Here is a 26,748-nt window from a genome sequence, read left to right as displayed (position 1 = left end):
GTGCTCTCCTACCCTGCCGTCCACTCGTATGACAGCCGCCATTGCTGACTGGGGAAGATGTTGAACACCGTTTCTGCTGCGATGTCTTCGGCGGTGTAGGCGATCCGTGTGACTTCCAAGACCTGCTGAGCCTCCGTCAGGTTGAGGAACTGGGCTTCCTCCTCTGAGGGGTGCCGTGCCTCGATCTCCTCCACAAAGCGCGCGATGTGGTGGCCCCGCTCGCCGAGGCGGCGGTAGAGGCCGCTCGGCCCTGTGTCGGGGAGGGCGATCTCTTCGCCGCCAGCGATGGTGACTGGGATGTATGACGTCGCTAGCTGGACCGGTCGATCTCCTACGAACATGTGGCGCTTGCGCATCACAACAGGATCGCCCTCGGAAATGCCGAGGCGTTCGGCTACCACTGCCGGCGCGGGGACGGTGGCGAGTTCGACCAGTGGAGCGCGAGGTTCGAGTCCGGCTTTGCGCATCTCCTCGGCGAAGCTGCTCCCGGAGCCGTCGCCGCGGGGAATGCGGCGTACCCGCTTGACGGTGGGGATTTCCTGTACGAAGGCTCCGCGGCCGTGCTCGACTCGGACGAGGCCCTCGGCGCGTAGTAGGGCGATGGCCCTGTTGATCGAGGTCTGGTTCAGTCCGTAGGCGCGAGCTAGTTCAGGCTGGCTCGGGAGGGCGGAGCCGGGCTTGTACTTGCCTCGCTTGATGTCATTCCGGATCTCATCCGCAACCTGGCGGTAGCGGGCTCGTGGTGTCTCCACGTTCATATCACGGCCTTGGCCTCGACTTATGACTTCTGTCACCAGCCTACCTTGCCCAGTCTCACCAGCGGATCTCTGAAAGCCTCTTGCTACTTATGACATATGTGTTAGGCTACGAGAGCACGCAAGGTTATGACACATGTCAGAAGAGGAGCAGAGATGCGCAACATCCCGGTGGACATCTCCGGTCTGTCGTTCACGGTCGCGGGGGAGCCGGAGCCGAAGATCGTGGATCGGGCGACGGGTGAGGTGAAGAAGGACGCGGAGGGGCGGGACCTGTACGTGGTTCCGCTGCTGCCGAAGCCGAACGATGACCGGCGTAATCCGGTCATCAACGTGACGTTCCCCTCGCTGGACTTCCCGCGCATCCCGGAGGGGGTGCAGGTGCGGCCGGTGGGGCTGTCGGCCTTCTACTGGCAGATGAACGGCCGTTCGGGGCTGGGGTTTCGCTGCGAGGCGATCCGCCCGGCCAACGAGCCCGTCCCCGCGCCCGCTTCGGTGCCGGCGGGCTGAACGGTCAGAAGGTAGGTCCCGGAGCGGCTGTGCTTGGCGGCTGTCGCCGCTCCGGGGTCTCCGATCCGCTCTCGAAAGGATGGAAAGGAGGACTCCAGTATGGCCGACTTCCTGATCCGCGCGACGATCGTCGCCGCGGTCGTGGTCGCGGGACTGCTGGTGTGGCGTCGGCTGCACCGGACCTCGTTTTGGCTGGTGCTGGGTTTCCCGGTCAAGGCGCTGATGGTCTACGGCACATGGCGGGCCGTGGCCTCGGGGTGCGGGCTGGCGCGGCGTCGCCGGCGTCTGCGCTGGACCTTCCCCGGCTTCCCCTACCTGGGGGGCTGACCCGATGGTCATGATGCTCACGGGCCAGCGCCGCAAGCTCCGCCGGGTTGAGGTTGAGCGCGCTCCGCGGCTCGGGCTGATCCGCCCGACCGCGCTGGGCTTCCGCGTCACGGTCCGCCTGCACGATGGGCAGACGCCGGAGGACTACACGCGGGTGCTGGACAAGCTCGCCCACGCCTGGAAGGTCCACTCGGTTCGGCTGGCCGGCTGGAAGCCCGGCAAGGTCACCCTCGTGGCGACGCTGGTCGATCCCCTCGACAGTGTGACGATCCCGGTCCTGTCCGATGGGTTGCTGCGGGTCCGCGTCGGGCTGCTCGACACCGGTGCGCCGTTCGTGGTCGACTTCCGCACCGTGCCGCACTGGCTGAACGTCGGCGCGACCCAGTCCGGCAAGTCCAACCTCGCCAATGACCTCGTCGTCGGGCTGGCGCCGCAGCCGGTCGCGCTGGTCGGGTTCGACCTCAAGGGTGGGGTGGAGTTCACCCCGTATGAGGCGCGGATGTCCGCCCTGGCGACCGAGCGGGCCGAGTGCGCCGATCTGCTGGCCGACCTGGTCGGCATCATCAAAGACCGCATGGCCTTGTGCCGGCGGCACCGGGTGAAGAACATCTGGCACCCGCGCCTGCCCGAGAGCGAGCGGCCGGTCCCGATCGTCGTGCTGGTCGATGAGGTCGCCGAACTGTTCCTCATGGCCGACAAGAAGAAGGAACAAGACGAGGTGTCCGCGGTCGCCACCCGGTTGCTGCGGGTGGCCCAGCTCGGCCGCGCCTTCGGGATCTACCTGGTGGTGTGCGGGCAGCGGGTCGGCTCCGACCTCGGCTCGGGTGTGACCGCGCTGCGTGCCCAGCTCACCGGGCGGATCTGCCACATGGTCAACGACGAAGAGACCGCCAAGATGGCGCTTGGCGACATGGATCCCGGCGCGCTGGTCGCCGCCCGGCAGATCTCCCCGGACAAGCCGGGAACCGCCGTGGTCATCGGCTCCGAGGGCCGCTGGCACCGCATGCGCAGCGTGCACGTGACCGAGGACAGGCCGAAGCCGCCGCCGCCACGCACGCTCACCTGACCCCCACCTGGGCCGACCTAACCCGCGGCGCCGCCGCGACCGGTGACCTCGACCCCTCCGAGGTGGAGGAGTTCACCGAACCAGACCTGGAAGACCTCCCCGTCTAACCTCACTCGCTTTCGAGTGCTTCTCTGCTTGGCGTGAGCCCTCAATCACGCCAGGTCCCTACTCAACCCATGCCGAAAACCCTGTCGAACCCTGTTGGGGGTCCAGTGATGTTGCGTCGTCTGCGCTCGCTGCTGGCCGATTCCGGGCCGGTGATCGTCCTCGCGGGGATCGCGGCCGTGGGCTCCTTCGACCACATCAGCAAACTGGCCGCCAAGCACGGCCAGAGCGATTGGCGCTCGTGGGCGGTCGCGGTCTGCATCGACCTGATGTGCGTGATGGCCGCCCGCGAGATCCAACGCGACAAGCGCACCGGCCGGTGCCGCCGGGGTCTGCTGTCGTGGCCGTCGCTGGTGCTGGCCGGCGGGATCGTCTTGACCCTGGCGGCCAACCTCGCCGAAGCCGAACCCTCGGCGTGGGGGTGGATCGTCGCCGCGACCCCTGCAGGGGCGTTCCTGATCGCCATGTCGATGCTGGAACGCCGCGCCGGCCACACCCCCGCCCCGCCGGTGGTGGATGGCGAACTGGTCGCCGACCAGATCCCGTCCACCGCTACCGACTCCGGGAACGAGCGGGCGGAACTGCCAACCCCGCCCGAGACGCCGGCCGAACTCGACCCCGCGCCTGCGCCGCCGTCCTCGGCGCATCCGGAGATCAGTCCGGCCGTGCTCGATGACGCCCGTTACTTCGCCGGCGAGTACGCCCGCCTGTACAACGCGCCGATCCCGGCTGAGGAGCTGGTCCGCCGCATGCGGATCACCCCGGATCTCGCCCGTGAGCTGCTCGACCAGCTCACATTCGCCGAAACCGCCTGAACGGAAAAGGAGCCGAACTGTCATGACGACTGACCCGACCGCCCGTGCTGAGTTCATCGCCGGTCTGCGCCGCCTGGCCGCGTTCCTGGCCGACAACCCCAAGGTTCCCGTCCCCGATTACGGCGTGGACATCTCCATCCACGTGGACGGCACCGATGCCCAGCAGCGGGCTGCGATCGACCGCATCGCCGACCTGATCGGCGCCCCCACCTCCGAGGGCCTGAACTACACCACCGCCCGCGACTTCGGACCGATCAACTACCGCGCGGTCGCGGTGTGGGAGCAGACCTCCCGCGACTGGGACGCGCTCATGAGCTACCACGGCACCGTCTCGATCTGAGGTGGCCCGGTGATGCTGCGCAAGCTAACCGCCCGCGCCCTGCTGCTGTTCGCCCTGTTCTACCTGTTCACCCGCCCCGTCTCGGCCGCCGACCTCGTCAACGCCACCGTCCGCGTGCTGCATGCGGCCGCCGACAACGTCGCCGGCTTCCTCACCCGCCTGAACTAACCCCGCTGGTCCCCGCCGACCTTTCGATCAGGGAGACACCCGTGAGCGACGGCATCACCTACACCCATCCCGACGTGCTGACCCTCGGCGTCCGCCAGGGGTGGGCCGACCCGCAAACCGACCCCACTCGGATCGACTGGACCGCTCGTCAGGCCACCGCGGCGATCCCGTTCGAGGTGATCGACGGGCGCCCGGTCAACCCGTGTGAGCGCACCGGCATCCGCTACGGCCGCAACGAGCTCGGCCACTGGGGCGAAGCCCTCGCCGCCGACGCCATCGTCACCGCCACCGACCACGACGGACACCGCTGGCTGGTCATGGTCGAGCGCCGCGACGGCCACGGCTGGGCACTGCCCGGCGGCCACGTCGACCCCGGCGAAGACCCCGTACACGCCGCGACCCGCGAACTACACGAAGAGACCGGACTGACCGGCATCACCTCGACCTGGGCGGCGCTGCCGCCGCGGTATGTACCCGATCCCCGCGCCAGCGACGAGGCATGGATGGTCACGGTTCCGGTCCGGACTCACCTGGGCACCTGCCAGCGCGACGACTTGCCCGAGGTGGTCGGTGCCGACGACGCCGCCCGCGCCGCCTGGGTCGGTGCCGACACCTACAACAACCTCGTCACCTACCTCACGGACACCTTCGGCGGGGAGGTCTTCCCGGCCCATCGCGGCATGCTAGCTGAGGCTCTCGCCCTGACCTGCCCAGCTTCGACCAGCAGGGGGCAGCGGTGACCACGCCCCGGCCGTTCACTGCGCCGTCATCGGTCGATGCGTCCACGCTGGCCGACCTGCACACCGAAGGGGCTCTGGTGCGGGCTGAGCTGGCTCGGGTGGACGCGAAAGCCGGGCTGTTGCTGTCGTGGGCCGGCGCCGCGCTCGCCGTCGTCATCACCGTGACGACCGCGGCGACCTCCACCACCCGTGTGCCCGCTGTAGCGCTGGCGGGCCTGTGGGCTGCGGCTGGCCTGCTCGGGCTGGCGGTCGCGGTGCTGCTGCTGGCCGTCCGTCCACGCATCCCCCGCATCGGCGGCACCGGCTTCGTCGTCCACGCTCGCGCCGCCTCCCCGGCTGCGCTCCTGCACACCCTGACGTCCGCCGATGCGGCCAGCCACGTGGCCGCGGATGTGTGGCTGTTGTCGCGCCTGGCCGTCGCCAAGTACCGGCGTTTGCGGCTGGCCGTGGACCTGCTCGTCGTCGCGCTGCTGGTCCTGGCCGCGGCGCTGACCTTCGCCTAACCCCGTCTGACCCCTTTCTCCTGCGATCCGGAAGGAGGCCCCTGTCATGGGCCTGTTCAGCAAGAAGAACGGCGACACGCCGAAGCTCGCCCGCGAGGTCTGGCGCACCTGCCGCCCGTGCAACGGCGTCGGCCGCCGCACCGTCGAACACATCCCGGACCGGCCCTGCCCGGACTGCAACGGCGTCGGTCGGGTGCTGGCCTCATGATCCGCGCTCGTGTTCTGTCCTTCGGCTACGGCCATGCCCCCGCCCACAGGCAGACATCACGATCGACGCCCGCCGGCACCTGCGCAACCCGCACCACGATCCGGCCATGCGCCAGCTCACCGGCCTTGACCCCGCGGTGCGCCGGCACGTGCTGGCCACCCCGGGCGCCGACTGCCTGATCCGCCACACGGCCGAATGCGCCACGGACCTGCTGACCGCCTTGCCCCGCCCGCCGGCCTTGGTGGTCACCATCGCGGTCGGCTGCGTCGGCGGCCGGCACCGCAGCGTCGCCCTCGCCGAAGAGATCGCCGCAACGCTCCGCGGACACGGGATCGGCGTGCAGGTCGATCACCGCGACGTGACCAAGCCGGTCATCCAGCACCCCGCCTGATCCTCGTCCCCGTGCTGCTCCCCGCCATATCCCGATCCGAAGGAGTCCCCTGTGAAGTCTCAGCGTCGTACCTGCGGCACCTGTCGCGGCTACTGCACCATCGGCGTGCTCAAGTCCATCAAGCGCGGCGGCCAGACCGTCATCATCGAGACCCGCCAGACCTGCCCCACCTGCGCCGGACGGGGCGAGCTGTGACCACCCCCGTCGCCAGCACGCCCGAGGCGCCCGAGACCTGCCCCGACTGCGACGGGGAGCGCCAAGTCCTGACCGCTCACGTCGTGGGCCGCGGTCTACGCCGGCGCACTGTCGAGCAGTACGCCGCCTGCCTCGCCTGCGACGGCACTGGCCACACCCCGAACGGCGGTGCCACCTCATGACCCGACTCGGGGATCTGCCGGTCTACGCCTACCGCTGCTGCACCTGCAACGGCACTGGCATCGACGCCGACAACCAGCGGTGCCGCGACTGCGACGGCACCGGGATCGACAACCACAACTAACCGCATTCCCTGATGCGACGCCTCCACGGGGCGGCCAAAGCCTGCCAGCCCGCCGCCTCGTGGGGCGCCTTCCTCGCCCTACAAGCAAGGAGACACCAGTATGCGCCACCTTCACCCCGTCACGCCCGTAATCCGCTCCGGTGGGCCCTGGCTGCCGCCCGGCACCGCCTCCACCTGGGTCTGCCACTGCGGCGGCATCAACCCCCGCACCTCGACCACCTGCGGCAGGTGCGGCCGATGACCACCAGCCGTTACCGCACTTGCCCCACCTGCCACGGGTTCTGCTCCACCGGGCTCGACCCCAACCGGCGCCCGATCCCCTGCCAGACGTGCAGCGCCACCGGCCGCATCTACGTGGGGGGCCGGAAATGACCATCACCGCCCCCGGTCCCGCCTCGACCCCCGCTGCGCCCGATCCTGCCGCCCCGGTCACGGTGGGCAGCGCGTTCGCCTTCGGTGGAGGCGTGCAGTCGATGGCCGCGCTCGTGCTGGCCGCACAGGGCCGCATCGCCTTCGATATGTTCTTGTTCTCCAACGTCGGGGACGACTCCGAACACCCCGGCACCCTGGCCTACTTCGACCAGTACGCCGCGCCGTTCGCGAAGCAGCACGGCCTCGACCTGCGGATGATCTGGCGCACCCGCCGCACCGGAGAAGTTGAGACGCTCTGGCAGCGCCTGACCAAACCCGGGTCCCGGTCGCTGCCGATCCCGGTGCGGATGTCCAACGGCGCTCCCGGCACCCGCTCCTGCACCGCCGACTTCAAAATCCGGGTGATCGGGTCCTGGCTCAAAGCCCACGGCGCCAGCGCGACCCACCCGGCCACGGTCGGGATCGGCATCTCCCTGGATGAGATCCACCGCGCCAACAGCCGCCGCACCGAACCCTACGAACGCATCGTCTACCCGCTGCTGGACCTGCGGCTACGTCGTAGCGACTGCATGCGCATCATCCGCGACGCCGGCCTGCCGGTCCCCCCGAAGTCCAGCTGCTTTTTCTGCCCGTTCCATCGGGAGGGAACCTGGCTGGAGATGCGCCGCACCGACCCCGACCTGTTCGAGCGGGCATGCCAGTTGGAAGACCTGCTGAATGCCCGGCGCGCTGAACTCGGCAAGGACCCGGTCTATCTGACCCGGTTCGGCAAACCCCTCGCCCGGGTCATCCCCGACGGCCAGGACGTGCTCCCGCTGTTCGAGGACGACGGGGCCGGAAGCTGCGACTCCGGCTGGTGCGCCACATGAGCATCTACCACGTCCAGCTCACCGAGACCTACGCCCCCGACGCTGAGCGCTCCTGGTCCACCACCCGCACGATCCTCGCCGTTGAGTCTGGGCCGTGCCTGGCCCCGGTTCTGATCCGGCTCGGCGGTCTGCGCCGGTGGATCGCTTGCGGGCGTCGTCTCCCGCTCGACAAGCAGTGCCGCAACTGCTGTCCCCGCATCGTCGTCACCGAGGTAAGGAGGATCACCGCTTGAGCGCGCCTACGCCGCTCGCTGAGCTGGTCGGGCCGGTCATCCGTGACCTGGCCCGCCGCTCGGGCAAAGACCTCACCCGCTGGCTCGACCAAGTCGCCCGCCTTCGCGGTTGCACCGAACCCGTCCGCCTGACCGGCGAAACCCTGACCGTGGACGCCGGCACCGGTGAGGTCCTGCACACCTACACCACTGAGCAGGAGCCGCACGGGCAGCTCCTCGTCCGCTGCGGCAACCGCCGCGCCTCCCGCTGCCCCTCCTGCGCCGAGCTCTACCGCGCCGACACCTACCACCTGATCCGCGCCGGACTGATCGGCGGCACCAAAGGCGTCCCCGAAACCGTCCGCACCCACCCCCGGGTCTTCGCCACCCTGACCGCACCGTCCTTCGGTCCCGTCCACCGCGGCCCGAACAAACACGGCACCCCGCAGGTCTGCCACCCCCGCCGCTCGGGGCCGGCCTGCTTCGACCGGCACACGGCCGACGACCCCCGCATCGGGCAACCCCTCGACCCCGACACCTACGACTACGTCGGGCATGTGCTGTGGAACGCCCACGCCGGCGATCTGTGGCGCCGCTTCACCATCTACCTGCGCCGCCACCTCGCCGGCGCCGCCGGCATGTCACAGGCGGCGTTCAACCGGCAGGTCAAAGTGTCCTTCGCCAAGGTCGCCGAATACCAAACGCGCGGAGTCGTCCACTTCCACGCCATCATCCGCCTCGACGGCCGGCCCGACGATCCCGACGACACCACCCCGATCCCGCCGCCGGACTGGGCCGGCGTGCAGCTCCTCGACGGCGCGATCCGCTCGGCCGCAGCCGCGGTCCACATCGACGCCCCCGACCTCGGCCAACCCACCCTCGATCTCCGCTGGGGCGACCAGGTAGACGTCAAGCTCATTAACCCCGCCGACGAGGAAGGTGACCAGCTCACCGAGCAGAAGGTCGCCGGCTACGTCGCCAAGTACGCCACTAAAGCCGCCGAATCCGCCGGCACCCTGGACCGGCGCATCCGCTCCCACGACCTCACTCGACTACAGGAGAAGGGCGCCAGCGAGCACGCCGCCCGGCTGATCCGAACCGCCTGGACCCTTGGCGATCCCATCGCGCACCCCGAACTGCTGGATCTCAAGCTGCGCAAGTGGGCGCACATGCTCGGCTTCCGCGGCCACTTCTCCACCCGATCCCGCACCTACGCCACCACCCTCGGCAAGATCCGCCAGGAACGCGCCGACTACCGCCACGCCCAACTCCGCGAAACCGGCTGGGCCCACGACCCCGACACCACCCTCGTGCTCGCCCACTGGAGCTTCGCCGGCCAGGGCTACACCCCCGGCGAATCCCTACTGGCAGGACACCTCAACGATCAACCACCGAAGGGAGCACCATGACCACGACCATGAGTGATCGCTTGTGGGGGGTCGAGGAGGTGTCGAACTTCCTCGGTGTGCCGGTGGCAACGCTGTACGTCTGGCGGCACCGTCGTACCGGGCCGAAGAGTCGCAAGATCGGCCGTCATCTGCGCTACCTGCCGGCCGACGTGCACGCCTGGGTCATGGAGCAGGAGTAGCCGTGGCCTTCGTCAAAGATCTTTGGGTGAAGACCGTGCGGCATCCCGACGGTCGTACGGAAAAGGTCAGAACCGCACGCTACGGCAAGGGCAAGAGGTGGCTCGCGGTCTGGCTCGATCCCACCGGGCGTGAACGCTCTTCGGCGTACGAGCGGAAGGCCGATGCGGAACGAAAGGCGTCGGCCATGGGGGCCGACGTTGCCCGCGGCGACTACATCGATCCGCACGCTGGGAAGATTCTCTTCGGTGACCTCGCCGATCGCTGGCTCATGTCGCGCGTCGTCGATCCTTCGACCAGCATCCGCTATGCCTCGCTTTACCGTCTGCACGTCGCCCCCGCCTTCGCACGTCGGCAGGTCAAGGCAATCAAGCCTTCGCAGATCCAAGCCTGGATCAGTGATCTCAGCAGTCGTTTCGAGGTCTCCACCATCGAGACCTCGTTCCTCGTGCTACAGGGCATTCTGGACCTTGCCGTAGCTGATGAGCTGATCAAACGGAGTCCGGCCAAGTCTCCGATCGTCAAGGTCCCGAAGCGGATCAGCGGGGAAGTGCAAGCCTGGGGTGATGATCGGGTAGAGGCGGTCATAGACGCTCATCCTGATCTCTTCCGCGCGCTTCCCGTGGTTGGCGCAGCCTGCGGGCTCCGTCAAGGGGAACTGTTCGGACTCGCGCTTGAAGATATCGACCTCGATGACCATGTGATCCGCGTGCGCCGGCAGATTAAGAAGCTGGGCTCGGACTTCGTCTATGCCCTGCCGAAGAACGATCGGGAGCGCGTCGTGCCGCTCCCCCGCTGGGCCGCGGAAGCGATTCGGCAACATGTCGAGAAGTATCCGCCGCTGCTCTGCTCTCTGCCTTGGGAGAAGCCGAACGGGAAGCTACGCACCCACCAGCTCCTGTTTCGTTGGACTGACGACCGATTCATCAAGGCGCGCAGCTACAGCGAGGGCGTCTGGAAGCCTGCGCTCGTACGTGCCGGCGTCATCCCTACGCCCGCTAAAGACTCCCGCCAGCGTGCCCGCTTCACTACCACTCGGAAGGAGGGGCTTCACCAGCTTCGGCACTACTACGCGAGCGTCATGCTCGCGGGCGGTGTCGCGATCAGGGAACTCGCAGAGTACCTGGGGCACGCCGACCCGGCCTTCACTCTCCGGGTCTACGCGCACATGCAGCCGGGCTCCCACGAGCGTGCTCGACGGGCGATCGATGACCGCCTGTTCCGTCCGCGCTCCGTCTCTGACGGAACAGGCACGGAACAGGGGGCCTGAACGTGAAGTCGCGGTTGACGAGCGAATCAGCGGACGGGGAGGCCGGTGACGGAGCGGCCGATGATCAACCTCTGGATCTCCGACGTGCCCTCGAAGATGGTGAAGATCTTGGCGTCGCGGTGGAAGCGCTCGACCGGGTGCTCGCGGGTGTAGCCGGCCCCGCCGAGGATCTGGATGGCCTGCTCGGTCACCCAGACGGCCGTCTCGCTCGCGACCAGCTTGCTCATCGAGCCTTCGGCCTGCTCGAATCGCCGGCCGTGGCGGGCCATCCACGCGGCCCGCCACGTCATGAACCGGGCGACGTCCACGCGGGTGGCCATGTCGGCCAGCAGGAAGGCGACGGCCTGGTTCTCCCCGATCTTGCGGCCGAACTGCTCGCGCTCGCGGGCGTAGTCGCGGGCGTACTCGAAGGCCGCGCGGGCGACGCCGACGGCCATGGCGGCGACGAGGGGGCGGGTGGTCTCGAAGGTCCGCATCGCGGCCTGCTCGCCCGAGCGCGCGCCGGCACGCACCCGCGCGAGCCGCTCGTCGAGCTTCTCCTTGCCGCCCACCAGGCACCGCCCCGGCACCCGTACGTCCTCCAGGACGACCTCGGCGGTGTGGGAGGCGCGGATGCCGTGCTTCTTGAACTTCTGCCCCTGGGACAGACCCCGCGCGCCGGGCGGGATCACGAAGGACGCCTGGCCCCGGGTGCCCAGGGACGGGTCGACCGAGGCCACGACGACGTGGACGTTGGCGATGCCGCCGTTGGTGGCCCACGTCTTCACGCCGTTGACGACCCATTCGTCCTTGGCCTCGTCGTAGACGGCCCGCGTCCTGATCGCCCCGACGTCGCTGCCGGCGTCCGGCTCGGAGGCGCAGAACGCCCCGAGCTTGACGTCGTCGGGAGTGCCGAACATCTGGGGCAGCCACTCCCCCATCTGCTCGGGGGTGCCGTTCGCGGCGATGGAGGCGGCGGCCAGGCCGGTGCCCACGATCGACAGGCCGATGCCGGCGTCCCCCCAGAACAACTCCTCGAACGCCACGGGCAGGCCGAGCCCCGACTCCTCGAACCACTGCTGCGCGAAGAAGTCGAGCGAGTACAGTCCGATCTTGGCGGCCTCCTGGATGACCGGCCAGGGCGTCTCCTCACGCTCGTCCCACTCCGCACCCGCCGGGCGGACGACGTCCCTGGCGAACTCGCGGACCCAGTCGCGCACCTCGCGGACGTCGTCGTTCAACTCGGGGCAGAAGGTCATCTCAGGCTCTCCTCTCCGTAAAGTGTTACCAACGGTAACACCTCAGCGGGAGCCGGTCAGCGCAACCGGGACGCGTACTCCGGGACCGTGGCCATCGGCGGGCGCTCGGCCACTCCGACGTGCCGCGTCAACGGGCGGTGCCCGGCGGGGCCGCGCTCGAACTGGACGAGCCGCGCGGACGGCTCGTGCAACGGAATGATCTTGTTCTGGCGCTCCAGCCGCGCCCAGGCGGTGTGCATGATCTGCCCGGCCATCCCGCCGAGCGCCTCGGTCGACTGGTGGGAGTGGACTCTGCGGCCCAGGTCGACCTGCGCGAGCGCGTCGAGGCCCACCAGGTCCAGCAGGTCGATGAGAAGCCCCAGCTCCACGCCGTACCCGGTGACGAACGGCACCCGTTCGAGCACCGCGCGGCGGCCGGCGTACTCACCCGCGAGAGGCTGCACGAATCCGGCGAGCAGCGGCCAGTGCAGGTTGAGCAGCGGCCGGGCGACCAGCTCGGTGACCCTGCCCCCGGCGTTCGGCTCCGCCGCGCCGAGCAGCGGCCGGTCGTAGCACGCCTTCACGTATCCGACCGCGGGGTCGGTCAGCAGCGGCCCGAGCAGGCCGGTCACGAACGAGGTCCGGAACTCGCGCAGATCGGCGTCGACGAACACCACCAGGTCGCCGGTCGTCACCGCGAGGGACTTCCACAGCGCCTCGCCCTTGCCGTCGTAGTGCGGATCGTGCAGCTCGGGCAGGATCTCGTCCTGCGCGAAGACCTTCGCCCCGGCGCGTAAGGCCCGGGCCGCCGTGTCGTCCGAGGACCGGGAGTCGATCACGACCAGCTCGTCCACGAGCGGCACGGCCTCGACGAGGTCGCGGCGCACGGCGGAGACGATCTCCCCGACCGTCTCCTCCTCGTTCCTCGCGGGCAGCACCACCGAGATCGACGCGTCTCCCTTGGCGGACAGCAGGGCGCGGGCCGGCCAGTCGGCCGCCGACGAGGTACGCCGACTCAGCCAGGCCTCCACCTCAGGCAGCACGCCCGTCCTCCCCCTGTCCACCGGCTTCACTGGCATCACCTTATGCGGCGGCCGGAGGAGGCGATCAGCACGGGGCGTACACCGGGACCCTCAGCCGTGGGCGGCGTGGCGCTCCAGGAACGCGTACACGTCGGCCTCGTCGACGCCGGGGAACGACCCGGGCGGCAGCGCGGCCAGCACGTGGGAGTTGGCGCGCGCCGACGGCCAGGCGTAGCCCTCCCAGCGCTGCGCGAGCTCGGCCGGGGGGCGGCGGCAGCACTCGCCGTTCGGGCAGTTCGACTTGGTGCGGTGAGTGGTCTCGCGCCCCCGGAACCACCGCGACTCCCGGTACGGCACGCCCAGCGTGATCGCGAAGTCCTTCTCCTGGGACGGGTCCACGTGGGCGACGCAGAAGTACGTGCCGGTGGGCGAGTCGCAGTACTGGTAGAACAGCGAGAACCGGTCGGGCGAGTGGAAGACCTGGCGGCCCGACCACTGCTGGCACAGCCGCTGCCCCTCGATCGCGCCCTGCTCGTCGGCCGGGAAGACGATCCCGTCGTTCTCGTACGCCTTGTAGATGATCCCGCCGGCGTCGTTGCGGACGAAGTGGCACACCAGGTCGAGGTGGCGGGTGGCCAGGTTGGTGAACCGGTGCGCGGCCATCTCGTACGACACCGCGAACACGTCGCGCAGGTCCTCCACCGACAGCGCCTTGTCCTGCTTGGCCTCCCGCAGGTACGGCACGGCCGCCGCCTCGGGGACGAGGACGGCGGCGGCGAAGTAGTTGGCCTCCACCCGCTGGCGCAGGAAGTCGGCGAAGTCGCGCGGCTTGTGGTGCTGGAGCGCGATGTGCCCGAGCGTCTGCAGCAGCACGGTACGCGGCGTGTGCATGCCCAGTTGCTGGCGCTTGACGTAGATGCGCCGGTTGCGCAGGTCGGTCACCGAACGCGCAGAACGCGGCAGGTCGGGCGCGGTGTGCACGGTGAACCCGAAGTGCGACACCAGCGCCTGGACGGTGCTCTCCGACAGCGCGCCGGTCCGGTAGCCGACGGTGGCCAGAGCCTCGGCGGCGGCCTTCTCGATCTCCTCGAAGTAGTTGCCCAGCTCGCGCTGCTTGCGCCGCAGCTCGGCGTTGGCGGCCCGCGCCTCCTCCGGCGTGGCCGTGCCCTTCGCCTCCCTGGCCTTGAGCTCCTCGAACAGGCCGAGGATGTGCTCCAGCACGTCGTTGGGCACCCGCGCGGAGACCTTCAGCCGGCTCAGCCCGAGCCCCGCGTAGAGCGGGTCGCGCTGGGCCTCCTCCAGGGCGATCTCGAGCTGGGCCCGCCGGTTCGGCGCCTGCCTGCGCAGCAGCTCCTCCACCGGCACGTTCAGCGCGGCGGCCAGCGACTTCAGCAGCGAGAGCTTGGGCTCACGCTTGCCGTTCTCCAGCAGCGACAGCTGGCTGGGCGCGCGCCCGACGCGGTCGCCGAGCTCGGAGAGCGTGAGACCGCGCTGCTTGCGCAGGTGCTTGAGCCGCTGGCCGAAGGCCAGGAGATCGAGCTCGTGCGTCAAAGACAGCGGTTCTTCGCCCAGGACGGAGGTCATAACCCGATCTTATGCGGAAAATCGGCACTTCTTCCAGCAGTACGCGCTCCGCCTCGCACGGATTGGTCTAGTCCACATCGAAAACTTCGCGCTTCTTCACCGCTGAATACCCGTCAGTCTTGCTTCTCGCAGAATTTTTGAAGTTCTTTCGATAGATGTCGCCTTGTGAGTGTCTTGATATCGACACAAACTCGGAAGCAAGCCCCAGGTGACGACAACGTACGCAACAAGGGAGTGACCGGAGATGTCGGATCGCCTCACCGCCGCCGCCCAGCGGCTGCAGCAGGACTGGGACACCAATCCGCGATGGAGCGACGTCGAGCGGACCTACACGGCCGAGGACGTCGTCCGCCTGCGCGGCTCGGTGCAGGAGGAGCACACGCTGGCCCGGCTCGGCGCGGAGCGCCTGTGGGATCTACTGCGCCACGAGGACTACGTCCACGCGCTGGGCGCGCTGACCGGCAACCAGGCGGTCCAGCAGGTCAAGGCGGGCCTCAAGGCCATCTACCTGTCCGGCTGGCAGGTGGCCGCCGACGCCAACCTCAGCGGGCACACCTACCCCGACCAGAGCCTCTACCCGGCCAACTCGGTGCCCGCCGTGGTCCGCCGGATCAACAACGCGCTGCTGCGCGCCGACCAGATCAGCTGGGCGGAGGGCGACGAGGGGGCCCCGCACTGGCTGGCGCCCATCGTGGCCGACGCCGAGGCCGGCTTCGGCGGCGTGCTCAACGCGTTCGAGCTGATGAAGGCCATGATCGCGGCCGGCGCCGCGGGCGTGCACTGGGAGGACCAGCTCGCCTCCGAGAAGAAGTGCGGCCACCTCGGCGGCAAGGTGCTGATCCCCACCGGCCAGCACATCAAGACCCTGAACGCGGCCCGCCTCGCGGCCGACGTCGCGGGCGTGTCCTCTCTGGTCATCGCGCGGACCGACGCCCAGGCCGCGACACTGCTGACCAGCGACGTGGACCCCCGCGACCGCGCCTTCTGCACCGGCGACCGGACCGCCGAGGGCTTCTACCGGGTCCGCAACGGCGTCGACGCCTGCATCGCCCGCGGCCTGGCCTACGCGCCGTACGCCGACCTGCTGTGGATGGAGACCTCCACGCCCGACCTCGACGTGGCCCGCGAGTTCGCCGAGGCGATCAAGCGGGAGTACCCCGGCCAGATGCTCGCCTACAACTGCTCGCCGTCGTTCAACTGGAGGAAGCACCTCGACGACGCGACGATCGCCAAGTTCCAGCGGGAACTGGGCCACATGGGATACAAGTTCCAGTTCATCACCCTGGCCGGCTTCCACTCGCTGAACTACTCGATGTTCGACCTGGCCCGCGGCTACGCAGAGGAGGGCATGACGGCGTACGTCGGGCTCCAGGAGGCCGAGTTCGCCGCCGAACGGCTCGGCTACACCGCCACCCGCCACCAGCGGGAGGTCGGCACCGGATACTTCGACCTGGTCAGCACGGCCATCGCGCCGGACTCCTCCACGACGGCCCTGAAGGGCTCGACGGAGGAGGCACAGTTCGCCGGGGCTCACTGACCACAGCGGACACAGGTCGGTGGCGGCCCCGCCGCCGATCCGCAGGCCACCCCCACGGGGGATCTGACGGATCGGCGGCGGGGCCTCGCCGTGCCCGGCGCCGGTGTCAGACGCGCAGCGCGCGGGCGTACCAGCGGCCGTCCAGCGAGTCGATGCGCAGCCGCCGGCCGAAGCAGTCCGACAGGTTCGGACCGGTGAGCACCTCGGCCACGGGACCGGCGGTGACGATGCGGGTGTCCCGCATCAGCAGCGCGTGCGTTGTGGTGGCCGGCACCTCCTCCAGGTGATGCGTGACCATCACGGTCGTGAGCCCCTGCCGGGTGCGGGCCAGGTCCTCCAACGCCTCGATCAGGTCCTCCCGCGCCGGCAGGTCGAGGCCCGCGAACGGCTCGTCGAGCAGCAGGATCGCCGGGTCGGCCATCAACGCCCTGGCCACCCGGATCCGCGCCCGCTCCCCCTGCGAGCACACCTGGAACCGCCGGTCGGCGAGGTCCTTGCAGCCGAGGTCGGCCAGCAGCCGGTGGGCCCGCTCCCGCTCCTCGTCGCCGTACCGGTCCCACAGCGGCGCGCTGGTCGCGGTGTGCCCGGTGAGCACGACGGTCAGCGCGGTGGCGCCCTCCTCCTCCAGCAGCGACTCGTCCACGAGCCGCTGGCTGGCCGCCACCAGGCCGATGCTCCGGCGCAGTTCCCGCAGGTCGACCCGGCCGAGCCGCCGCCCGAGCACCGTGGCCGTCCCCGAGCTCGGGTGGCGTACGGCCGCGGCGACCGAGAGCATCGTCGTCTTCCCGGCGCCGTTGGGGCCGAGGATCACCCAGTGCTGGCCGTGCTCCACCCGCCAGTCGGCACCGGTAACCAGGGTCCGGCCGACCACGCGGACGGTCACGTCGTCGAGTTCGAGAGCTGCGTCCATCACGTCCATGGGCACCCAGCATGCTGCATGGACGCGTCTGCTCACGACGGCGTATCAGGGGATGGACGGCGCCGGGACGGACACCACACCGGGCGACTCGCTCACCGGCGGCGGCGGGGCCGGGCTGGGCGGCGGCGACTCTCCGTCCCCCCACTGCGGCTCGGCCGTGACCCCCGTCGACGGTCCCGGGGAATGGCCCTGCCCGGGGTGCCCCGGCTGTCCGGAGTGCCCGTGCTGTCCAGGCTGTCCCGGCTGTCCAGGCTGTCCCGGCTGTCCCGGCGGGGACGGCCGGTCAGGGCGGCAGTCCCTCGGGCGCCCGGCGCCGCAGTGCCCGTCCGCCGGTGGGCGCAGCGTCACCCCGGCCGACGGCGGCGAGGGCGCCGTGGTGGACCTCTCGCCGTCCGGGGTCGCCGGCCCGGGCGGCGGCATGGTCCGGGTGGCCGTCACGGTCACCCTGGGCCGGGCGGCGTCCGCGATGGGCACCACCGGCGGCCGCGAGGTGGTGAGCAGGTCCTCCGGCGGCAGGGCGCCGTCCTCGCCGGGGACGACCACGGGCAGCGCGGGAGGCGGATCCGCCGTGCTCTCCATGCGGGCCGCCCCGGTGCCCGCCGCGACCACGGTCATCGCGGCGATCGTCACGGTGGCGAGCGCGGTGAAGCCCGCGTGGGACATCTGCGCCCCCGAGCGCGCCGCGCGGCGCCGGGCCGCCCTGCCCTGCGTCGCCCCCCGTGCCACCCCCTCTGCCACCCCCTGCGCCACTCCCGGCGCGAGTTCCTGTGCCACTCCCCGCGCCGCGCCCGCCTGGGTGCGCACCCCGCGTGCGGCGGCCCGGCCGGGGGAGGTGCCCGCCGGGTGGGGCACGGGCTGCCAGATCTCGTCGAGCACGGCGGCGACCGCGCGCCGGGGGTCGGCGGTCGCGTGGACCCCGCCCGCGGCGAGCAGGAAGGCCAGCAGCCGGGCCGCGTCGGGGCGGTCGGCGGGCTCGCGCCGCAGCGCCGCCGCCACGCCGTCCCACAGCGGCTTCGGCACGGCGTCGATCCGGGGCTCCTCGACCAGGATGCGCCGCGTGAGCACGTCGAGATCACCGGCGCCGAACGGATGCTGCCCGGTGGCCGCGAACGCGACCAGGCAGCCCCAGGAGAAGACGTCCGAGGCGGGGATGGCGTGGTGGCCCCGCAGCCGCTCGGGCGCCACCCAGCCCGGGCTGCCCATGATCTGCCCGGCCTGTGTGTGCGCCATCGCGACGTCGAGGTCGCGGGCTATCCCGAAGTCGATGACGAACGGCCCGCGCGGCGACAGCAGCACGTTGCCGGGCTTGAGGTCGCGGTGGACCAGCCCGGCCTCGTGCGTGGCCACCAGCGCCGCGGCGGTGCCGAGGGCCACGCCGTACGCGAGGTCGGGTGTGAGCGGCCCCCTGGCGGCGACGACCTGGGAGAGCGCGGGGCCGGGGACGTATTCGGTGACGAGGTAGGGCCGGTCGCCGTCGAAGCCGTCCTCGATGACGGCGGCCGTGCAGAACGGCACGACGCGGCGGGAGAGCGCGACCTCCTCGGCGAACCGGGCCCGCAGCGTGGGGTCGCCCAGGTGCATCGGATGCGGCGTCTTCAGGGCGACGTACCCTCCGCCGGGATGCTCGGCCAGGTAGACCACGCCCATTCCACCGCTGCCCAGCCGGCCGAGCAGCAGGTAGCGCCCGACGACGACCGGGTCGCCCACGGTCAGCGGGCGCACACCGGGAGGCATGCCGTTCTGGAAGGCCGTTCCGCCACGTGCCATACGGAAGCTACCTCTCTCGAAGTGCCGCACAGCCACTGTGGCCGGTTGGAACGCGCCACGCGCTCAACTAGCGCCAAGCGGCATGAGAGGTAAGCCCAATGGCACCGTTCAGTAAGGCCGGCCAGAGAAACCCCAGGTCACATTGGTCCCATTGACCCCAAAATGACCCCTACGCGGCCTCGGCCCCCGCGGCGGAGCGGTGGACGTCGACGGCGTCGAGGAAGCGGGAGACGTGATCGAAGAACAGGCGGCCCTCGGGGAGGACGTCGGCGAGGAGGGGGAAGATGTGCGGCATGCGGTTCCACTCCTCGTAGGTCACCTGCACGCCGTTCTCACGGGCGCTGAGGGCCACGTGGCGGGCCTCGTCGCGCAGGACCTCGGTGGAGCCGGTGACGATCATCAGCGGGGGGATGCCGGTGTAGTCGCCGTACACGGGGGACACGATGGGGTCGAAGCAGTCGAGGCCGTCGGTCCAGCGGCGGGCGAGCCAGTCGACCCGGCCGGCGGGGAGCATGGGGTCCGCCCAGACGTTGGCGCGGCGGCGGCTGGAGCTGAGGTCGGCCCAGGGGGACAGGCAGATCCCGGCGGCGGGGAGGGGCATGCCGCGGTCGCGCAGGGACAGCAGCGTGGCCAGGGTGAGGTGGCCTCCGGCGGAGTCCCCGGCCAGCACGATGTCCTGGGGGTCGTATCCGAGGCCGAGCAGGCACTCGTACGCCTGGAGCGCGTCCGTCAGCGACTCGGCGAGGGAGTGGACCGGCCCCTGGCGGTAGTCGAGCGAGAACACCGGGCGGCGGGCCACGGCCGACAGCCGCCACGTGATCGGCCGGTGGGTGGCCGGGGAGCAGACGAAGTAGGCCCCGCCGTGGAAGTAGAGCACCACCTTGCCCTCGTCCAGGCCGGTGCCGCCGTGCACCCATTCCCCGGTGCACGAGCCGAATCCGTCTGGAACGATGGACACGTGCTTGGGGAGCATGCCGGGAACCCGCTCGCCGAGGCAGATGATGCGGCTGGCCACGGCCATCCCCGCGGTGTTGCGCACGAGAATGGTGGAGATCGGCTTCATGGTGCCCCGCAGAACCCCGTTGATCGCGGCGGCCTGCCAGCTGACCGGATATTCCGGACGGATGTCTACATTTAGCTCATGCTCCATGCAAGCCTCCCAAAAGGGACATTCCCCATTAGGTCATCCGTTCTACCGGTTGGCATGTTTCGCTCCCCTTACAGGGGTGTTACGAGCAGGTAACGACCGGAGGTCATGAGGCATCCATGCATGGATATTCGGCGGCTCCGCTGCCCCGGAAGCTCGGTGTCAAGCCCGGCCACCGGGTGTTGCTGGTAAACGCTCCGCAAAATATCCGCGTGGACGGCGATGAGGAGGACGACGGAAATCCCGCGCCGTACGACGTGATCGTGATTTTCTGCCCCGACAGCGCCGCTCTGGCGGCCGCGTTCCCCCGGGCGCGCGAGCGCCTGGCCCGGGACGGCGGGCTCTGGGTGAGCTGGCCCAAGAAGGCGAGCGGCGTCGCCACCGATCTGTCCGGCGACGTCGTCCGCGCCTTCGGGCTCGGCGAGGGCCTGGTGGACAACAAGGTGTGCGCCGTGGACGAGGTGTGGTCGGGGCTGCGCTTCGTCCGCCGCCTCGCCGACCGGTGATCCCCGGCCACGGCGCCGCCGCCTCCCTCTACCCGCGACTCGCCTGGTACGGCTTCCGCAGGCACGCGACCTACTGGGCCGCCGCGCTGGCCGGGGCCTTCACCAACAGCGTCTTCGGGGTACTCCGCGCGTACGTGCTGATCGCGCTGTGGCAGGCCCGGCCGGGGCTCGGCGGGTACGACGTCGCGGCGGCGGTGACCTTCACCTTCCTCACGCAGGCGTTCATCGGGCCCATGCAGCTGTTCGGCGGCGGCCTGGACCTGCCGCAGCGCATCCGCAACGGCGACGTCGCGCTCGACCTGGTCCGCCCGGCGTCCCTGCAGGCCTGGTGCCTGTCGGAGGACCTGGGCCGCGCCGCGTACCTGTTCGCCGTCCGCGGCGCGCCGCCGGCCCTCATCGGGGCGTTGCTGTTCGGCATCGTCGCCCCGCGCGCGCCGGTCGCGTTCCTCGTGAGCGTCGTGCTGGGCGTGGTCGTGAGCTTCGGGTGGAGGTACATCGTGGCGCTGGCGACGTGCTGGGTCATGGACGACCGGGGCCTCGCGACGGTGTCGATGGTGCTCACCACGTTCTTCAGCGGGCTCATGCTGCCCCTGACGATCTTCCCCGGGTGGTTCGGCGAACTCGCCCGCGCACTGCCGTGGTCGGCGATGGCCCAGGTGCCCGCCGACGTCTACCTCGGCACGGCCGAGCCCGCCCGTGCCCTCGCCTTCCAGGCGCTGTGGGCCGCAGTCCTCCTGGCGCTCGGCGCGCTCATGACCGGCGCCGCCCGCAGGAAGGTCGTGATCCAAGGTGGGTGAGCGGCCGTGATCAGGACGTACGCACTGCTGGCCTGGACGTGGACGCGGGCCGCGGCGCAGTACCGGCTCTCGTTCGCGCTCACGACGACGGGCGCCTTCGTCGTCGGCGGCCTCGACATCGCGGTGATCTGGGTGATCTTCGCCAACACCGACACGCTGGCCGGCTTCGGCCTGGCCGAGGTCATGCTCCTGTACGGCGCGTCACAACTGGCCTTCGCGCTCGCCGACATGCTGTTCAGCAACGTCGACCGGATCAGCCAGCACATCAGGGCAGGGACCCTCGACGTCATGCTGATCCGGCCCGCGTCGCCCTTCGTGCAGGTGGCGGCCGACCGCTTCACGCCGCACCGGATCGGCCGGGCCCTGCAGGCCGCCGTGGTGCTGGGCGTGGCCCTGGCGCGACTGGAGATCCCCCTCGGCCGCGTCTGGATGGTGCCCGTCATGGTGGTGTCGGGGGCCGTGATCTTCACGGCGTTGTTCACGCTGGGCGGCGCGCTGCAGTTCCTGCTCACCGACGCCCCCGAGGTGGCCAACGCGTTCACCTACGGCGGGGCGATGCTCAACCAGTATCCGCTGAGCGTCTACGACGCCCGCATCGTCCGGGGGCTGACCTTCGTGCTGCCCCTGGCGTTCATCAACTGGCAGCCGGGCCTGTACGTGCTCGGCAGGCCCGACCCGCTCGGGCTGCCGTCCTGGACGGGCCTGCTGTCCCCCGCAGCCGCGCTCGCGCTGGCCGCCGTCGCCGCGCTCGCCTGGCGTGCGGGGATCCGCCGCTACCGATCGACGGGGAGCTGAACAGTGATCGAGGCAGACGGGGTCGGCAGGACCTTCACGGTCCGCCGCCGGGTCGTGCACGCCGTACAGGATCTGTCCTTCCGCATCGCGGCCGGGGAGTTCGCCGCCTTCCTCGGACCGAACGGCGCGGGCAAGTCCACCACGATCAAGATGCTGACCGGGATCCTCACGCCGACGTCGGGCCGGGTCACCGTGGCCGGTCTCGACCCCTCCCGGCGGCGTACGGCTCTCGCCCGCAGGATCGGCGTCGTCTTCGGCCAGCGGACGACGCTGTGGTGGGACCTGCCGCTGCGGGACAGCCTGGAACTGGTACGGCTCCTGTACAAAGTAGATCGCAAAGTGTTCCGGGAGCGGCTGGACGAGATGTGCGACCTGCTCGACCTGGGCGCCTTCCTGCGGACACCGGTGCGCCAGCTCAGCCTGGGCCAGCGGATGCGCGGCGACATCACCGCCGCCCTGCTGCACGATCCCGCCGTGCTGGTGCTCGACGAGCCGACGATCGGGCTCGACGTGGTCAGCAAGGCGGAGGTGCGCGACTTCCTGCGGCGGCTGAACGCCGAGCGCGGGACGACCGTGCTGCTGACCACCCACGACCTGGGCGACGTGGAGCGGCTGTGCCGCCGGGTGCTGCTGATCGACCACGGCCGGCTGGCCTTCGACGGCACGGTGGACGACCTGCGCGCGACGGTGCCGGGACGCGCGTCGATCGAGGACGTGGTGGCCGACCTCTATCTCAGAAGCCGTACGACTCCTCGTACTCCTCCTCCTGCTCCTCTTCCCGCTCCCGACCGGCCCAGCGGGACGGCATGAGCACCGGGAGGAACAACGCGACACCGAGCAGGCCGTACACGCCGGTGGACAGCAGCGTGAGCATGCCCCGGCCGGCCTGCAGCAGCTCGGCCTGCACCGACGGCCCGGTGGGCACGAGGCTCGCGGCGCGGGACACGTCGAGGACGTAGACCACGGTCCAGGCCAGCAGCGCCATCGACGGGACGAACGCCGCCAGCGGGGAGACCCGGCCGACCAGCACCAGCCCGAGCAGCAGACCCACGACGGCCATCACGCCCAGGGCGATCAGCATGCGGGTGTCCTTGGCCGGGTCGATGCTCTGGGCCGCTCCCCGGACCGCCTCCTGGGAGGCCCATCCACCACCGAGGAGAAGAGCCGCCGCGACGACAACGCCCAGGAGCAGCCCGAAGAAGTGCCGCATGAACACCGCCTTGGGTGAGAGGTCCGCGGCAACACTAGCGACAAAGAACGGTAAAGGGCAGCACTTACGCCGTGATGTCCTTGCTCGTGAAGCGCGCCCAGGCGACGGAGCCGGCGACGAGGGCGTAGGCGGCGAAGGCGAACAGCCCCTGCCCCATCTGGTCGAACGCCACGGGCGCCCGCAACGCCCCGTCGAACGCGCTCCACCAGGAGGTCAGCAGGAACGGCCGCACGGCCGCGACCTGCGGGATCGCGGACAGGACCTGGCTGACCACCACCAGCACGACGCTCGCGGCCACCGCCCCGATCGGCGCCTCGGTCAGCGTGGAGACCGCGAGCGCGACCGCGCCGAGCGCGGCCATCCCGGCGGCGGCGTACAGGACGACCACCCCCACGCGCAGCAGGGCTCCGGACGCCGGGATCGTCGTGCCGGACAGCAGCGTCACCGGCCCGGCCGGGAACAGCACCAGCCCCGCCGCCAGCGCCGACAGCGCCACCACCGCGCACGCCGCGAGGCAGAACACCACGATGTTGGCGTACTTGACCGCGAGCAGCCTGGTGCGGCCCGCGGGGGCGACGAGCAGGTAGCGCAGCGTGCCCTGGGCGGCCTCGCCGGCGACCGCGTCGCCCGCCACGACCGCCACGGTCAGCGGCAGCACGATCGGCATCATCGCGACGAACGCGGCGAACGTCAGCATCAGGCCGTTGCCCGCGATCTGCCCGACGATCGAGCCGCCCACGTCCTCACCCGACGCGACCCGCACCGCGACGCCGATCAGCACCGGCACCACGGCCAGCACCCCGAGCATCGCGAGGTTGCGCGGGCGGCGGAACGTCAAGCCGATTTCGGAGGCCAGCAGCCTCGTCAGATGCCGCGCCGCCCGCCCCGCCGACGGCCCGCCCGGCGCGGGCCCGGTGGCGTGTCCGAGGCCCGGCCGGGCCTCCTCCCCCGGCCGGGCCGCGGACACGGCCTCGGACACCGGTTCGGCCACCGCCTCGGACACCGGTTCGGCCACTGCCTCGGACACCGCTGTCGCGTTCTCACGCACCGACATCGAACCCCTCCCCCGTCAGCCCGACGAAGATCTCCTCGAGCGTGGGCCTGACCACGCCGAACCCGCGTACGGCCACGCCCTCGCCGACGAGCAGCGCGCAGAGCCGTTCCGGCGCCTCCTCGCCGGCGACCGCCGTCACCTCGCCGTCCCCCGCGCGCACCTCGCGCAGCCCGGCCCGGGACAGCACGGCCGCCGCCGCGCCGACGTCCGGCGTCTCCACGCGCAGGCGCGGCCGTTCGCCCGACGCGCGCAGGGCGGCGATCGGCCCCTGGGCGACGAGCCCGCCGGTGCGCATGACGCCCACGTGGGTGCACATCTGCTCGACCTCGCTCAGCAGGTGGGAGGAGACGAAGACGGTCGTGCCGTCCTCGGCGATCCTCCTGATCAGCGTGCGCACCTCCCTGGTGCCCTGCGGGTCGAGGCCGTTGGTCGGCTCGTCCAGCACGAGCAGCTCCCTCGGGACCAGCAGCGCGGCGGCGATGGCCAGGCGCTGGCGCATGCCGAGCGAGTAGTTCCGGTAGCGCTTGCCGGCCGCCGCTGTCAGCCCGACCCGCTCCAGTGCCGCGCCGATCCTGGCCCGCGCCGTACGCGGGTCGGCCCCGGGGCCGGCCGCGTCGAGGCGGCGCAGGTTCGCCTCGCCCGACAGGTACGGATAGAAGGCCGGCCCCTCGACCACCGCGCCGACGCGCGGCAGCGCCCGCGCCAGCCCGGCGGGCATGGGCGTGCCGAGCAACGACCACGTGCCGGCGGTCGGGGCGACCAGGCCGAGCAGCATGCGGATCGTGGTGGTCTTGCCCGAGCCGTTGGGACCGAGGAAGCCGAAGACGGCGCCGCGCGGCACCGCCAGGTCGACGCCGTCGACCGCCACCTGCCCGCCCCGGAAGCGCTTGGTGAGACCGGACGTGACGATGGCGTGCGCGCCCGCGCCCTCGGAGGAGGGCGAGGGTGCCCCGGCGTCGTCCCGGAGCGCCCCCGCGCGCGTGCCCACCGTCACCGCGTCCACCGGAGTGTCCACCCGGCCGTCCACCGCGATGTCCGCGGTGACGTCCACGTTGTCGTCCACGGTGTCGTCCAGGGGGATCCCGTCCGTCCGCGGTGCGTGGGCCCGGTCATCTCTTCTCACCCGCCGCCCGGTAGAGGGCCTCCGGGGTGACGGCGCCGGCGAGCAGGCGGCCGTCGTCGGTGATCAGGATCGACACCACCTTCGTGCGCAGCAGCCTGCCGCTCCCCCACGCCCCGCTGACCGGGGTGGCCGACGAGCGCACGCCGTCGAGCAGCGCGGCGAGATCCACGCCGTCCCGCTCGCCGTCCCCCTCCCCTGATCGCTCGGCGGACCGCTCGGCCGAGACGTCGGGCAGGGACGTGACGAGCACGCTGTCCCAGCCCGAGCCGGCGACGCGGCCCCGGTCACGGGCCTCGGCGGCCGTCTCCGGCCGGTGCCCGGCGGGAGGCGTGGCGGTCCCCTCCTCGACCTTCGCCCCGGGCGGCGGCGTGAAGGAGAAGTTCTCCGCGGCGGGAGGGGTGAACGACAGCGACTCGAAGCCGACCTCGAAGACCGGCTCGGCCGCGCCCTTCGCGTAGACCTGCACGCGCAGCGGCATCAGCTTCTCACCGTCGAGCGCCACCCGGACGTCCTTGATCAGCGAGTCGGCCGCCTTGGGCGTCAGCACGAGCTGGTAGGCCGCGCGGCCCGCGACCGTGACGTTCTCGCCGACGCTGATCGCGGTGTCGGTGCCGGCCGCCTCCAGCGCCTGCCGCGCGGCCTGCTCGGGCGTCGCGAACCGCGTCTCGAACGGCGTCTCGAACGGCGTCTTGAACGGCGTCGCGGGCCGCGCCGGGAACGCGCCGTCCGGCCTGCCGCCGGTGGCCGCCGGGGCGGTCATGCGGGTCGCCTTGTTCGCGGCGCTGTCCCACAGCCACACCTCGTCACCGTCGGCGATGAGGTCGGTCTCGCTCATCTCCCCCGGCAGCATGAGGCGGAACCGGTTCTCCCCCGCGTACCAGATCTTGAGCTGGTGCGACCCCGACAGCAGCGACAGGGGCGAGGCCCCGGCCGACCCGGGCGGCCCGGACTGGCCCGACAGGCCGGGCAGCGCGGGCAGGCCGAGCGACGCCGTCTCGACGATCGTGCCGGACATCTGCGGCATCCGGCCGTGCTGCCAGGTGCGCGCGACCTCGGTCAGCAACTGCTCCGCCGTGCGGTCCGGCAGCGACGGGTCGCTGCCCACCGCCGCGATCACCGGGCCGGCTCCCACGGCCGCCGCCACCACGGCCACGGCCGCCACCGGCACTCCCCACTTCACTGCTCGAGCTCTCGTCGACATCTCACATCTCCCACTATGGGCGGAAACCTGATGACTCGAAGACTGCCGGGATGTTCCTGTGCCGACGCTGAGACGGGCTGAGAGGCCTCTCAGGCACGCCGCACCCTCACGGGCGATAGGGGCCACACTGGGG

34 protein-coding genes are annotated in these 26,748 nt (G+C 70.9%); 23 read left to right on the top strand and 11 right to left on the bottom strand.

What is annotated here, in order from left to right; genetic code table 11:
• Window positions 1-8: 8 nt before the first annotated feature.
• On the bottom strand, window positions 9-758 hold the full coding sequence (locus tag ACWEQG_RS32400; protein WP_432929172.1) for a UTRA domain-containing protein: 750 nt from the start codon (window positions 756-758) through the stop codon (window positions 9-11).
• A gap of 153 nt (window positions 759-911) precedes the next feature.
• Between ACWEQG_RS32400 and ACWEQG_RS32395 the strand changes: the two genes are divergently transcribed.
• From ACWEQG_RS32395 to ACWEQG_RS32310, 18 genes are all read left to right on the top strand, one after another.
• Entirely contained in the window at window positions 912-1,265 is a 354-nt protein-coding gene (locus tag ACWEQG_RS32395; protein WP_452290565.1) for an SCO3933 family regulatory protein, read from the top strand.
• Window positions 1,266-1,364: 99 nt separating this feature from the next.
• On the top strand, window positions 1,365-1,592 hold the full coding sequence (locus tag ACWEQG_RS32390; RefSeq protein ID WP_452290563.1) for a hypothetical protein: 228 nt from the start codon (window positions 1,365-1,367) through the stop codon (window positions 1,590-1,592).
• A gap of 4 nt (window positions 1,593-1,596) precedes the next feature.
• A complete protein-coding gene (locus ACWEQG_RS32385; RefSeq protein WP_452290561.1) occupies window positions 1,597-2,658 on the top strand; it encodes an FtsK/SpoIIIE domain-containing protein in 1,062 nt (353 codons plus the stop codon).
• A gap of 176 nt (window positions 2,659-2,834) precedes the next feature.
• On the top strand, window positions 2,835-3,578 hold the full coding sequence (locus ACWEQG_RS32380) for a DUF2637 domain-containing protein (protein ID WP_452290559.1): 744 nt from the start codon (window positions 2,835-2,837) through the stop codon (window positions 3,576-3,578).
• A gap of 22 nt (window positions 3,579-3,600) precedes the next feature.
• Entirely contained in the window at window positions 3,601-3,918 is a 318-nt protein-coding gene (locus tag ACWEQG_RS32375) for a hypothetical protein (protein ID WP_452290557.1), read from the top strand.
• 12 nt (window positions 3,919-3,930) lie between these two features.
• Window positions 3,931-4,086 carry a hypothetical protein gene (locus tag ACWEQG_RS32370; RefSeq protein WP_452290555.1) on the top strand — a complete coding sequence of 52 codons (156 nt, stop codon included), beginning with the start codon at window positions 3,931-3,933 and terminating at the stop codon, window positions 4,084-4,086.
• A 41-nt stretch (window positions 4,087-4,127) separates the two neighbouring features.
• A complete protein-coding gene (locus ACWEQG_RS32365; protein WP_452290553.1) occupies window positions 4,128-4,826 on the top strand; it encodes an NUDIX domain-containing protein in 699 nt (232 codons plus the stop codon).
• 77 nt (window positions 4,827-4,903) lie between these two features.
• Window positions 4,904-5,329: a Pycsar system effector family protein gene (locus ACWEQG_RS32360; protein WP_452290552.1), complete on the top strand. Its 426-nt coding sequence runs from the start codon at window positions 4,904-4,906 to the stop codon at window positions 5,327-5,329.
• Between the two features lie 46 nt (window positions 5,330-5,375).
• Window positions 5,376-5,537 (top strand): hypothetical protein, encoded by a 162-nt coding sequence (locus ACWEQG_RS32355; protein WP_452290624.1) that lies wholly within the window; start codon window positions 5,376-5,378, stop codon window positions 5,535-5,537.
• 55 nt (window positions 5,538-5,592) lie between these two features.
• Entirely contained in the window at window positions 5,593-5,928 is a 336-nt protein-coding gene (locus tag ACWEQG_RS32350; protein WP_452290622.1) for a RapZ C-terminal domain-containing protein, read from the top strand.
• A gap of 51 nt (window positions 5,929-5,979) precedes the next feature.
• Complete coding sequence (locus tag ACWEQG_RS32345) at window positions 5,980-6,123, top strand: hypothetical protein (protein ID WP_452290550.1); 144 nt, start codon at window positions 5,980-5,982, stop codon at window positions 6,121-6,123.
• A complete protein-coding gene (locus tag ACWEQG_RS32340) occupies window positions 6,120-6,305 on the top strand; it encodes a hypothetical protein (protein ID WP_452290548.1) in 186 nt (61 codons plus the stop codon). The genes ACWEQG_RS32345 and ACWEQG_RS32340 overlap by 4 nt, the downstream gene beginning before the upstream one ends.
• On the top strand, window positions 6,302-6,427 hold the full coding sequence (locus ACWEQG_RS32335; protein WP_452290546.1) for a hypothetical protein: 126 nt from the start codon (window positions 6,302-6,304) through the stop codon (window positions 6,425-6,427). Before ACWEQG_RS32340 ends, ACWEQG_RS32335 begins: the two co-directional genes overlap by 4 nt.
• Before the next feature lie 329 nt (window positions 6,428-6,756).
• Complete coding sequence (locus tag ACWEQG_RS32330) at window positions 6,757-7,668, top strand: phosphoadenosine phosphosulfate reductase (protein WP_452290544.1); 912 nt, start codon at window positions 6,757-6,759, stop codon at window positions 7,666-7,668.
• Window positions 7,665-7,901: a hypothetical protein gene (locus ACWEQG_RS32325; protein ID WP_452290542.1), complete on the top strand. Its 237-nt coding sequence runs from the start codon at window positions 7,665-7,667 to the stop codon at window positions 7,899-7,901. The genes ACWEQG_RS32330 and ACWEQG_RS32325 overlap by 4 nt, the downstream gene beginning before the upstream one ends.
• A complete protein-coding gene (locus tag ACWEQG_RS32320; RefSeq protein ID WP_452290540.1) occupies window positions 7,898-9,289 on the top strand; it encodes a replication initiator in 1,392 nt (463 codons plus the stop codon). Before ACWEQG_RS32325 ends, ACWEQG_RS32320 begins: the two co-directional genes overlap by 4 nt.
• An 8-nt stretch (window positions 9,290-9,297) precedes the next feature.
• A complete protein-coding gene (locus ACWEQG_RS32315) occupies window positions 9,298-9,468 on the top strand; it encodes a helix-turn-helix transcriptional regulator (protein ID WP_452290538.1) in 171 nt (56 codons plus the stop codon).
• A 2-nt stretch (window positions 9,469-9,470) separates the two neighbouring features.
• The gene (locus ACWEQG_RS32310) at window positions 9,471-10,736 is read left to right on the top strand and encodes a tyrosine-type recombinase/integrase (RefSeq protein ID WP_452290536.1); all 1,266 of its coding nucleotides are present in this window, start codon (window positions 9,471-9,473) and stop codon (window positions 10,734-10,736) included.
• Between the two features lie 26 nt (window positions 10,737-10,762).
• On the opposite strand, the gene ACWEQG_RS32305 is transcribed toward ACWEQG_RS32310, so the two are convergent.
• The 3 genes from ACWEQG_RS32305 to ACWEQG_RS32295 all read right to left on the bottom strand — a co-directional run bounded on the left by ACWEQG_RS32305 (window position 10,763) and on the right by ACWEQG_RS32295 (window position 14,559).
• The gene (locus ACWEQG_RS32305) at window positions 10,763-11,974 is read right to left on the bottom strand and encodes an acyl-CoA dehydrogenase family protein (protein ID WP_452290534.1); all 1,212 of its coding nucleotides are present in this window, start codon (window positions 11,972-11,974) and stop codon (window positions 10,763-10,765) included.
• A gap of 56 nt (window positions 11,975-12,030) precedes the next feature.
• Window positions 12,031-12,996: a glucosyl-3-phosphoglycerate synthase gene (locus ACWEQG_RS32300; protein WP_452290532.1), complete on the bottom strand. Its 966-nt coding sequence runs from the start codon at window positions 12,994-12,996 to the stop codon at window positions 12,031-12,033.
• A gap of 90 nt (window positions 12,997-13,086) precedes the next feature.
• Window positions 13,087-14,559, bottom strand: coding sequence for a helix-turn-helix domain-containing protein (locus ACWEQG_RS32295; RefSeq protein ID WP_452290530.1), 1,473 nt, complete (start codon window positions 14,557-14,559; stop codon window positions 13,087-13,089).
• A 244-nt stretch (window positions 14,560-14,803) separates the two neighbouring features.
• On the opposite strand from ACWEQG_RS32295, the gene aceA reads away from it, so the two are divergent.
• Complete coding sequence (gene aceA / locus ACWEQG_RS32290) at window positions 14,804-16,096, top strand: isocitrate lyase (protein WP_363469144.1); 1,293 nt, start codon at window positions 14,804-14,806, stop codon at window positions 16,094-16,096.
• A 106-nt stretch (window positions 16,097-16,202) separates the two neighbouring features.
• Here aceA and ACWEQG_RS32285 read toward each other — a convergent pair whose 3' ends face one another.
• The 3 genes from ACWEQG_RS32285 to ACWEQG_RS32275 all read right to left on the bottom strand — a co-directional run bounded on the left by ACWEQG_RS32285 (window position 16,203) and on the right by ACWEQG_RS32275 (window position 19,932).
• Complete coding sequence (locus tag ACWEQG_RS32285; RefSeq protein WP_363469146.1) at window positions 16,203-17,015, bottom strand: ABC transporter ATP-binding protein; 813 nt, start codon at window positions 17,013-17,015, stop codon at window positions 16,203-16,205.
• Window positions 17,016-17,060: 45 nt separating this feature from the next.
• Window positions 17,061-18,782, bottom strand: coding sequence for a serine/threonine-protein kinase (locus tag ACWEQG_RS32280; protein ID WP_452290528.1), 1,722 nt, complete (start codon window positions 18,780-18,782; stop codon window positions 17,061-17,063).
• 169 nt (window positions 18,783-18,951) lie between these two features.
• Entirely contained in the window at window positions 18,952-19,932 is a 981-nt protein-coding gene (locus tag ACWEQG_RS32275) for an alpha/beta hydrolase (protein ID WP_452290526.1), read from the bottom strand.
• A gap of 209 nt (window positions 19,933-20,141) precedes the next feature.
• Here ACWEQG_RS32275 and ACWEQG_RS32270 point away from each other — a divergent pair, with 209 nt between their 5' ends.
• The 4 genes from ACWEQG_RS32270 to ACWEQG_RS32255 are packed head-to-tail and all read left to right on the top strand — an operon-like array spanning window position 20,142 to window position 22,837.
• The gene (locus tag ACWEQG_RS32270; RefSeq protein ID WP_452290524.1) at window positions 20,142-20,435 is read left to right on the top strand and encodes a hypothetical protein; all 294 of its coding nucleotides are present in this window, start codon (window positions 20,142-20,144) and stop codon (window positions 20,433-20,435) included.
• Entirely contained in the window at window positions 20,432-21,232 is an 801-nt protein-coding gene (locus ACWEQG_RS32265) for an ABC transporter permease (RefSeq protein ID WP_452290522.1), read from the top strand. Before ACWEQG_RS32270 ends, ACWEQG_RS32265 begins: the two co-directional genes overlap by 4 nt.
• 6 nt (window positions 21,233-21,238) lie before the next feature.
• Window positions 21,239-22,027, top strand: coding sequence for an ABC transporter permease (locus ACWEQG_RS32260; RefSeq protein ID WP_363469155.1), 789 nt, complete (start codon window positions 21,239-21,241; stop codon window positions 22,025-22,027).
• A 3-nt stretch (window positions 22,028-22,030) separates the two neighbouring features.
• The gene (locus tag ACWEQG_RS32255) at window positions 22,031-22,837 is read left to right on the top strand and encodes an ABC transporter ATP-binding protein (protein WP_452290520.1); all 807 of its coding nucleotides are present in this window, start codon (window positions 22,031-22,033) and stop codon (window positions 22,835-22,837) included.
• Here the strand turns inward: ACWEQG_RS32255 and ACWEQG_RS32250 are convergent.
• The 4 genes from ACWEQG_RS32250 to ACWEQG_RS32235 all read right to left on the bottom strand — a co-directional run bounded on the left by ACWEQG_RS32250 (window position 22,761) and on the right by ACWEQG_RS32235 (window position 26,615).
• The gene (locus tag ACWEQG_RS32250) at window positions 22,761-23,237 is read right to left on the bottom strand and encodes a hypothetical protein (protein WP_452290518.1); all 477 of its coding nucleotides are present in this window, start codon (window positions 23,235-23,237) and stop codon (window positions 22,761-22,763) included. The two genes, ACWEQG_RS32255 and ACWEQG_RS32250, sit on opposite strands and share 77 nt — an antisense overlap.
• A 64-nt stretch (window positions 23,238-23,301) precedes the next feature.
• The gene (locus tag ACWEQG_RS32245; RefSeq protein ID WP_452290516.1) at window positions 23,302-24,291 is read right to left on the bottom strand and encodes an ABC transporter permease subunit; all 990 of its coding nucleotides are present in this window, start codon (window positions 24,289-24,291) and stop codon (window positions 23,302-23,304) included.
• Window positions 24,278-25,414 carry an ABC transporter ATP-binding protein gene (locus ACWEQG_RS32240; RefSeq protein WP_452290514.1) on the bottom strand — a complete coding sequence of 379 codons (1,137 nt, stop codon included), beginning with the start codon at window positions 25,412-25,414 and terminating at the stop codon, window positions 24,278-24,280. The genes ACWEQG_RS32245 and ACWEQG_RS32240 overlap by 14 nt, the downstream gene beginning before the upstream one ends.
• Window positions 25,401-26,615, bottom strand: coding sequence for a LolA family protein (locus ACWEQG_RS32235; RefSeq protein WP_452290512.1), 1,215 nt, complete (start codon window positions 26,613-26,615; stop codon window positions 25,401-25,403). Before ACWEQG_RS32235 ends, ACWEQG_RS32240 begins: the two co-directional genes overlap by 14 nt.
• Window positions 26,616-26,748 lie beyond the last annotated feature (133 nt).

It is taken from the genome of Microbispora sp. NPDC004025, from assembly GCF_053604425.1.
Note: the sequence above shows the minus strand (reverse complement) of the source record. Positions and strands in the feature narration are given on the sequence as shown.

Coding starts and splice junctions, on each gene's coding strand:
- ACWEQG_RS32400 (WP_432929172.1), bottom strand. CDS start 758: ATGAACGTGGAGACACCACGAGCCCGCTACCGCCAGGTTGCGGATGAG.
- ACWEQG_RS32395 (WP_452290565.1), top strand. CDS start 912: ATGCGCAACATCCCGGTGGACATCTCCGGTCTGTCGTTCACGGTCGCG.
- ACWEQG_RS32390 (WP_452290563.1), top strand. CDS start 1,365: ATGGCCGACTTCCTGATCCGCGCGACGATCGTCGCCGCGGTCGTGGTC.
- ACWEQG_RS32385 (WP_452290561.1), top strand. CDS start 1,597: ATGGTCATGATGCTCACGGGCCAGCGCCGCAAGCTCCGCCGGGTTGAG.
- ACWEQG_RS32380 (WP_452290559.1), top strand. CDS start 2,835: ATGCCGAAAACCCTGTCGAACCCTGTTGGGGGTCCAGTGATGTTGCGT.
- ACWEQG_RS32375 (WP_452290557.1), top strand. CDS start 3,601: ATGACGACTGACCCGACCGCCCGTGCTGAGTTCATCGCCGGTCTGCGC.
- ACWEQG_RS32370 (WP_452290555.1), top strand. CDS start 3,931: ATGCTGCGCAAGCTAACCGCCCGCGCCCTGCTGCTGTTCGCCCTGTTC.
- ACWEQG_RS32355 (WP_452290624.1), top strand. CDS start 5,376: ATGGGCCTGTTCAGCAAGAAGAACGGCGACACGCCGAAGCTCGCCCGC.
- ACWEQG_RS32335 (WP_452290546.1), top strand. CDS start 6,302: ATGACCCGACTCGGGGATCTGCCGGTCTACGCCTACCGCTGCTGCACC.
- ACWEQG_RS32325 (WP_452290542.1), top strand. CDS start 7,665: ATGAGCATCTACCACGTCCAGCTCACCGAGACCTACGCCCCCGACGCT.
- ACWEQG_RS32315 (WP_452290538.1), top strand. CDS start 9,298: ATGAGTGATCGCTTGTGGGGGGTCGAGGAGGTGTCGAACTTCCTCGGT.
- ACWEQG_RS32305 (WP_452290534.1), bottom strand. CDS start 11,974: ATGACCTTCTGCCCCGAGTTGAACGACGACGTCCGCGAGGTGCGCGAC.
- ACWEQG_RS32295 (WP_452290530.1), bottom strand. CDS start 14,559: ATGACCTCCGTCCTGGGCGAAGAACCGCTGTCTTTGACGCACGAGCTC.
- aceA (WP_363469144.1), top strand. CDS start 14,804: ATGTCGGATCGCCTCACCGCCGCCGCCCAGCGGCTGCAGCAGGACTGG.
- ACWEQG_RS32285 (WP_363469146.1), bottom strand. CDS start 17,015: ATGGACGTGATGGACGCAGCTCTCGAACTCGACGACGTGACCGTCCGC.
- ACWEQG_RS32280 (WP_452290528.1), bottom strand. CDS start 18,782: ATGGCACGTGGCGGAACGGCCTTCCAGAACGGCATGCCTCCCGGTGTG.
- ACWEQG_RS32275 (WP_452290526.1), bottom strand. CDS start 19,932: ATGGAGCATGAGCTAAATGTAGACATCCGTCCGGAATATCCGGTCAGC.
- ACWEQG_RS32250 (WP_452290518.1), bottom strand. CDS start 23,237: ATGCGGCACTTCTTCGGGCTGCTCCTGGGCGTTGTCGTCGCGGCGGCT.
- ACWEQG_RS32245 (WP_452290516.1), bottom strand. CDS start 24,291: ATGTCGGTGCGTGAGAACGCGACAGCGGTGTCCGAGGCAGTGGCCGAA.
- ACWEQG_RS32235 (WP_452290512.1), bottom strand. CDS start 26,615: ATGTCGACGAGAGCTCGAGCAGTGAAGTGGGGAGTGCCGGTGGCGGCC.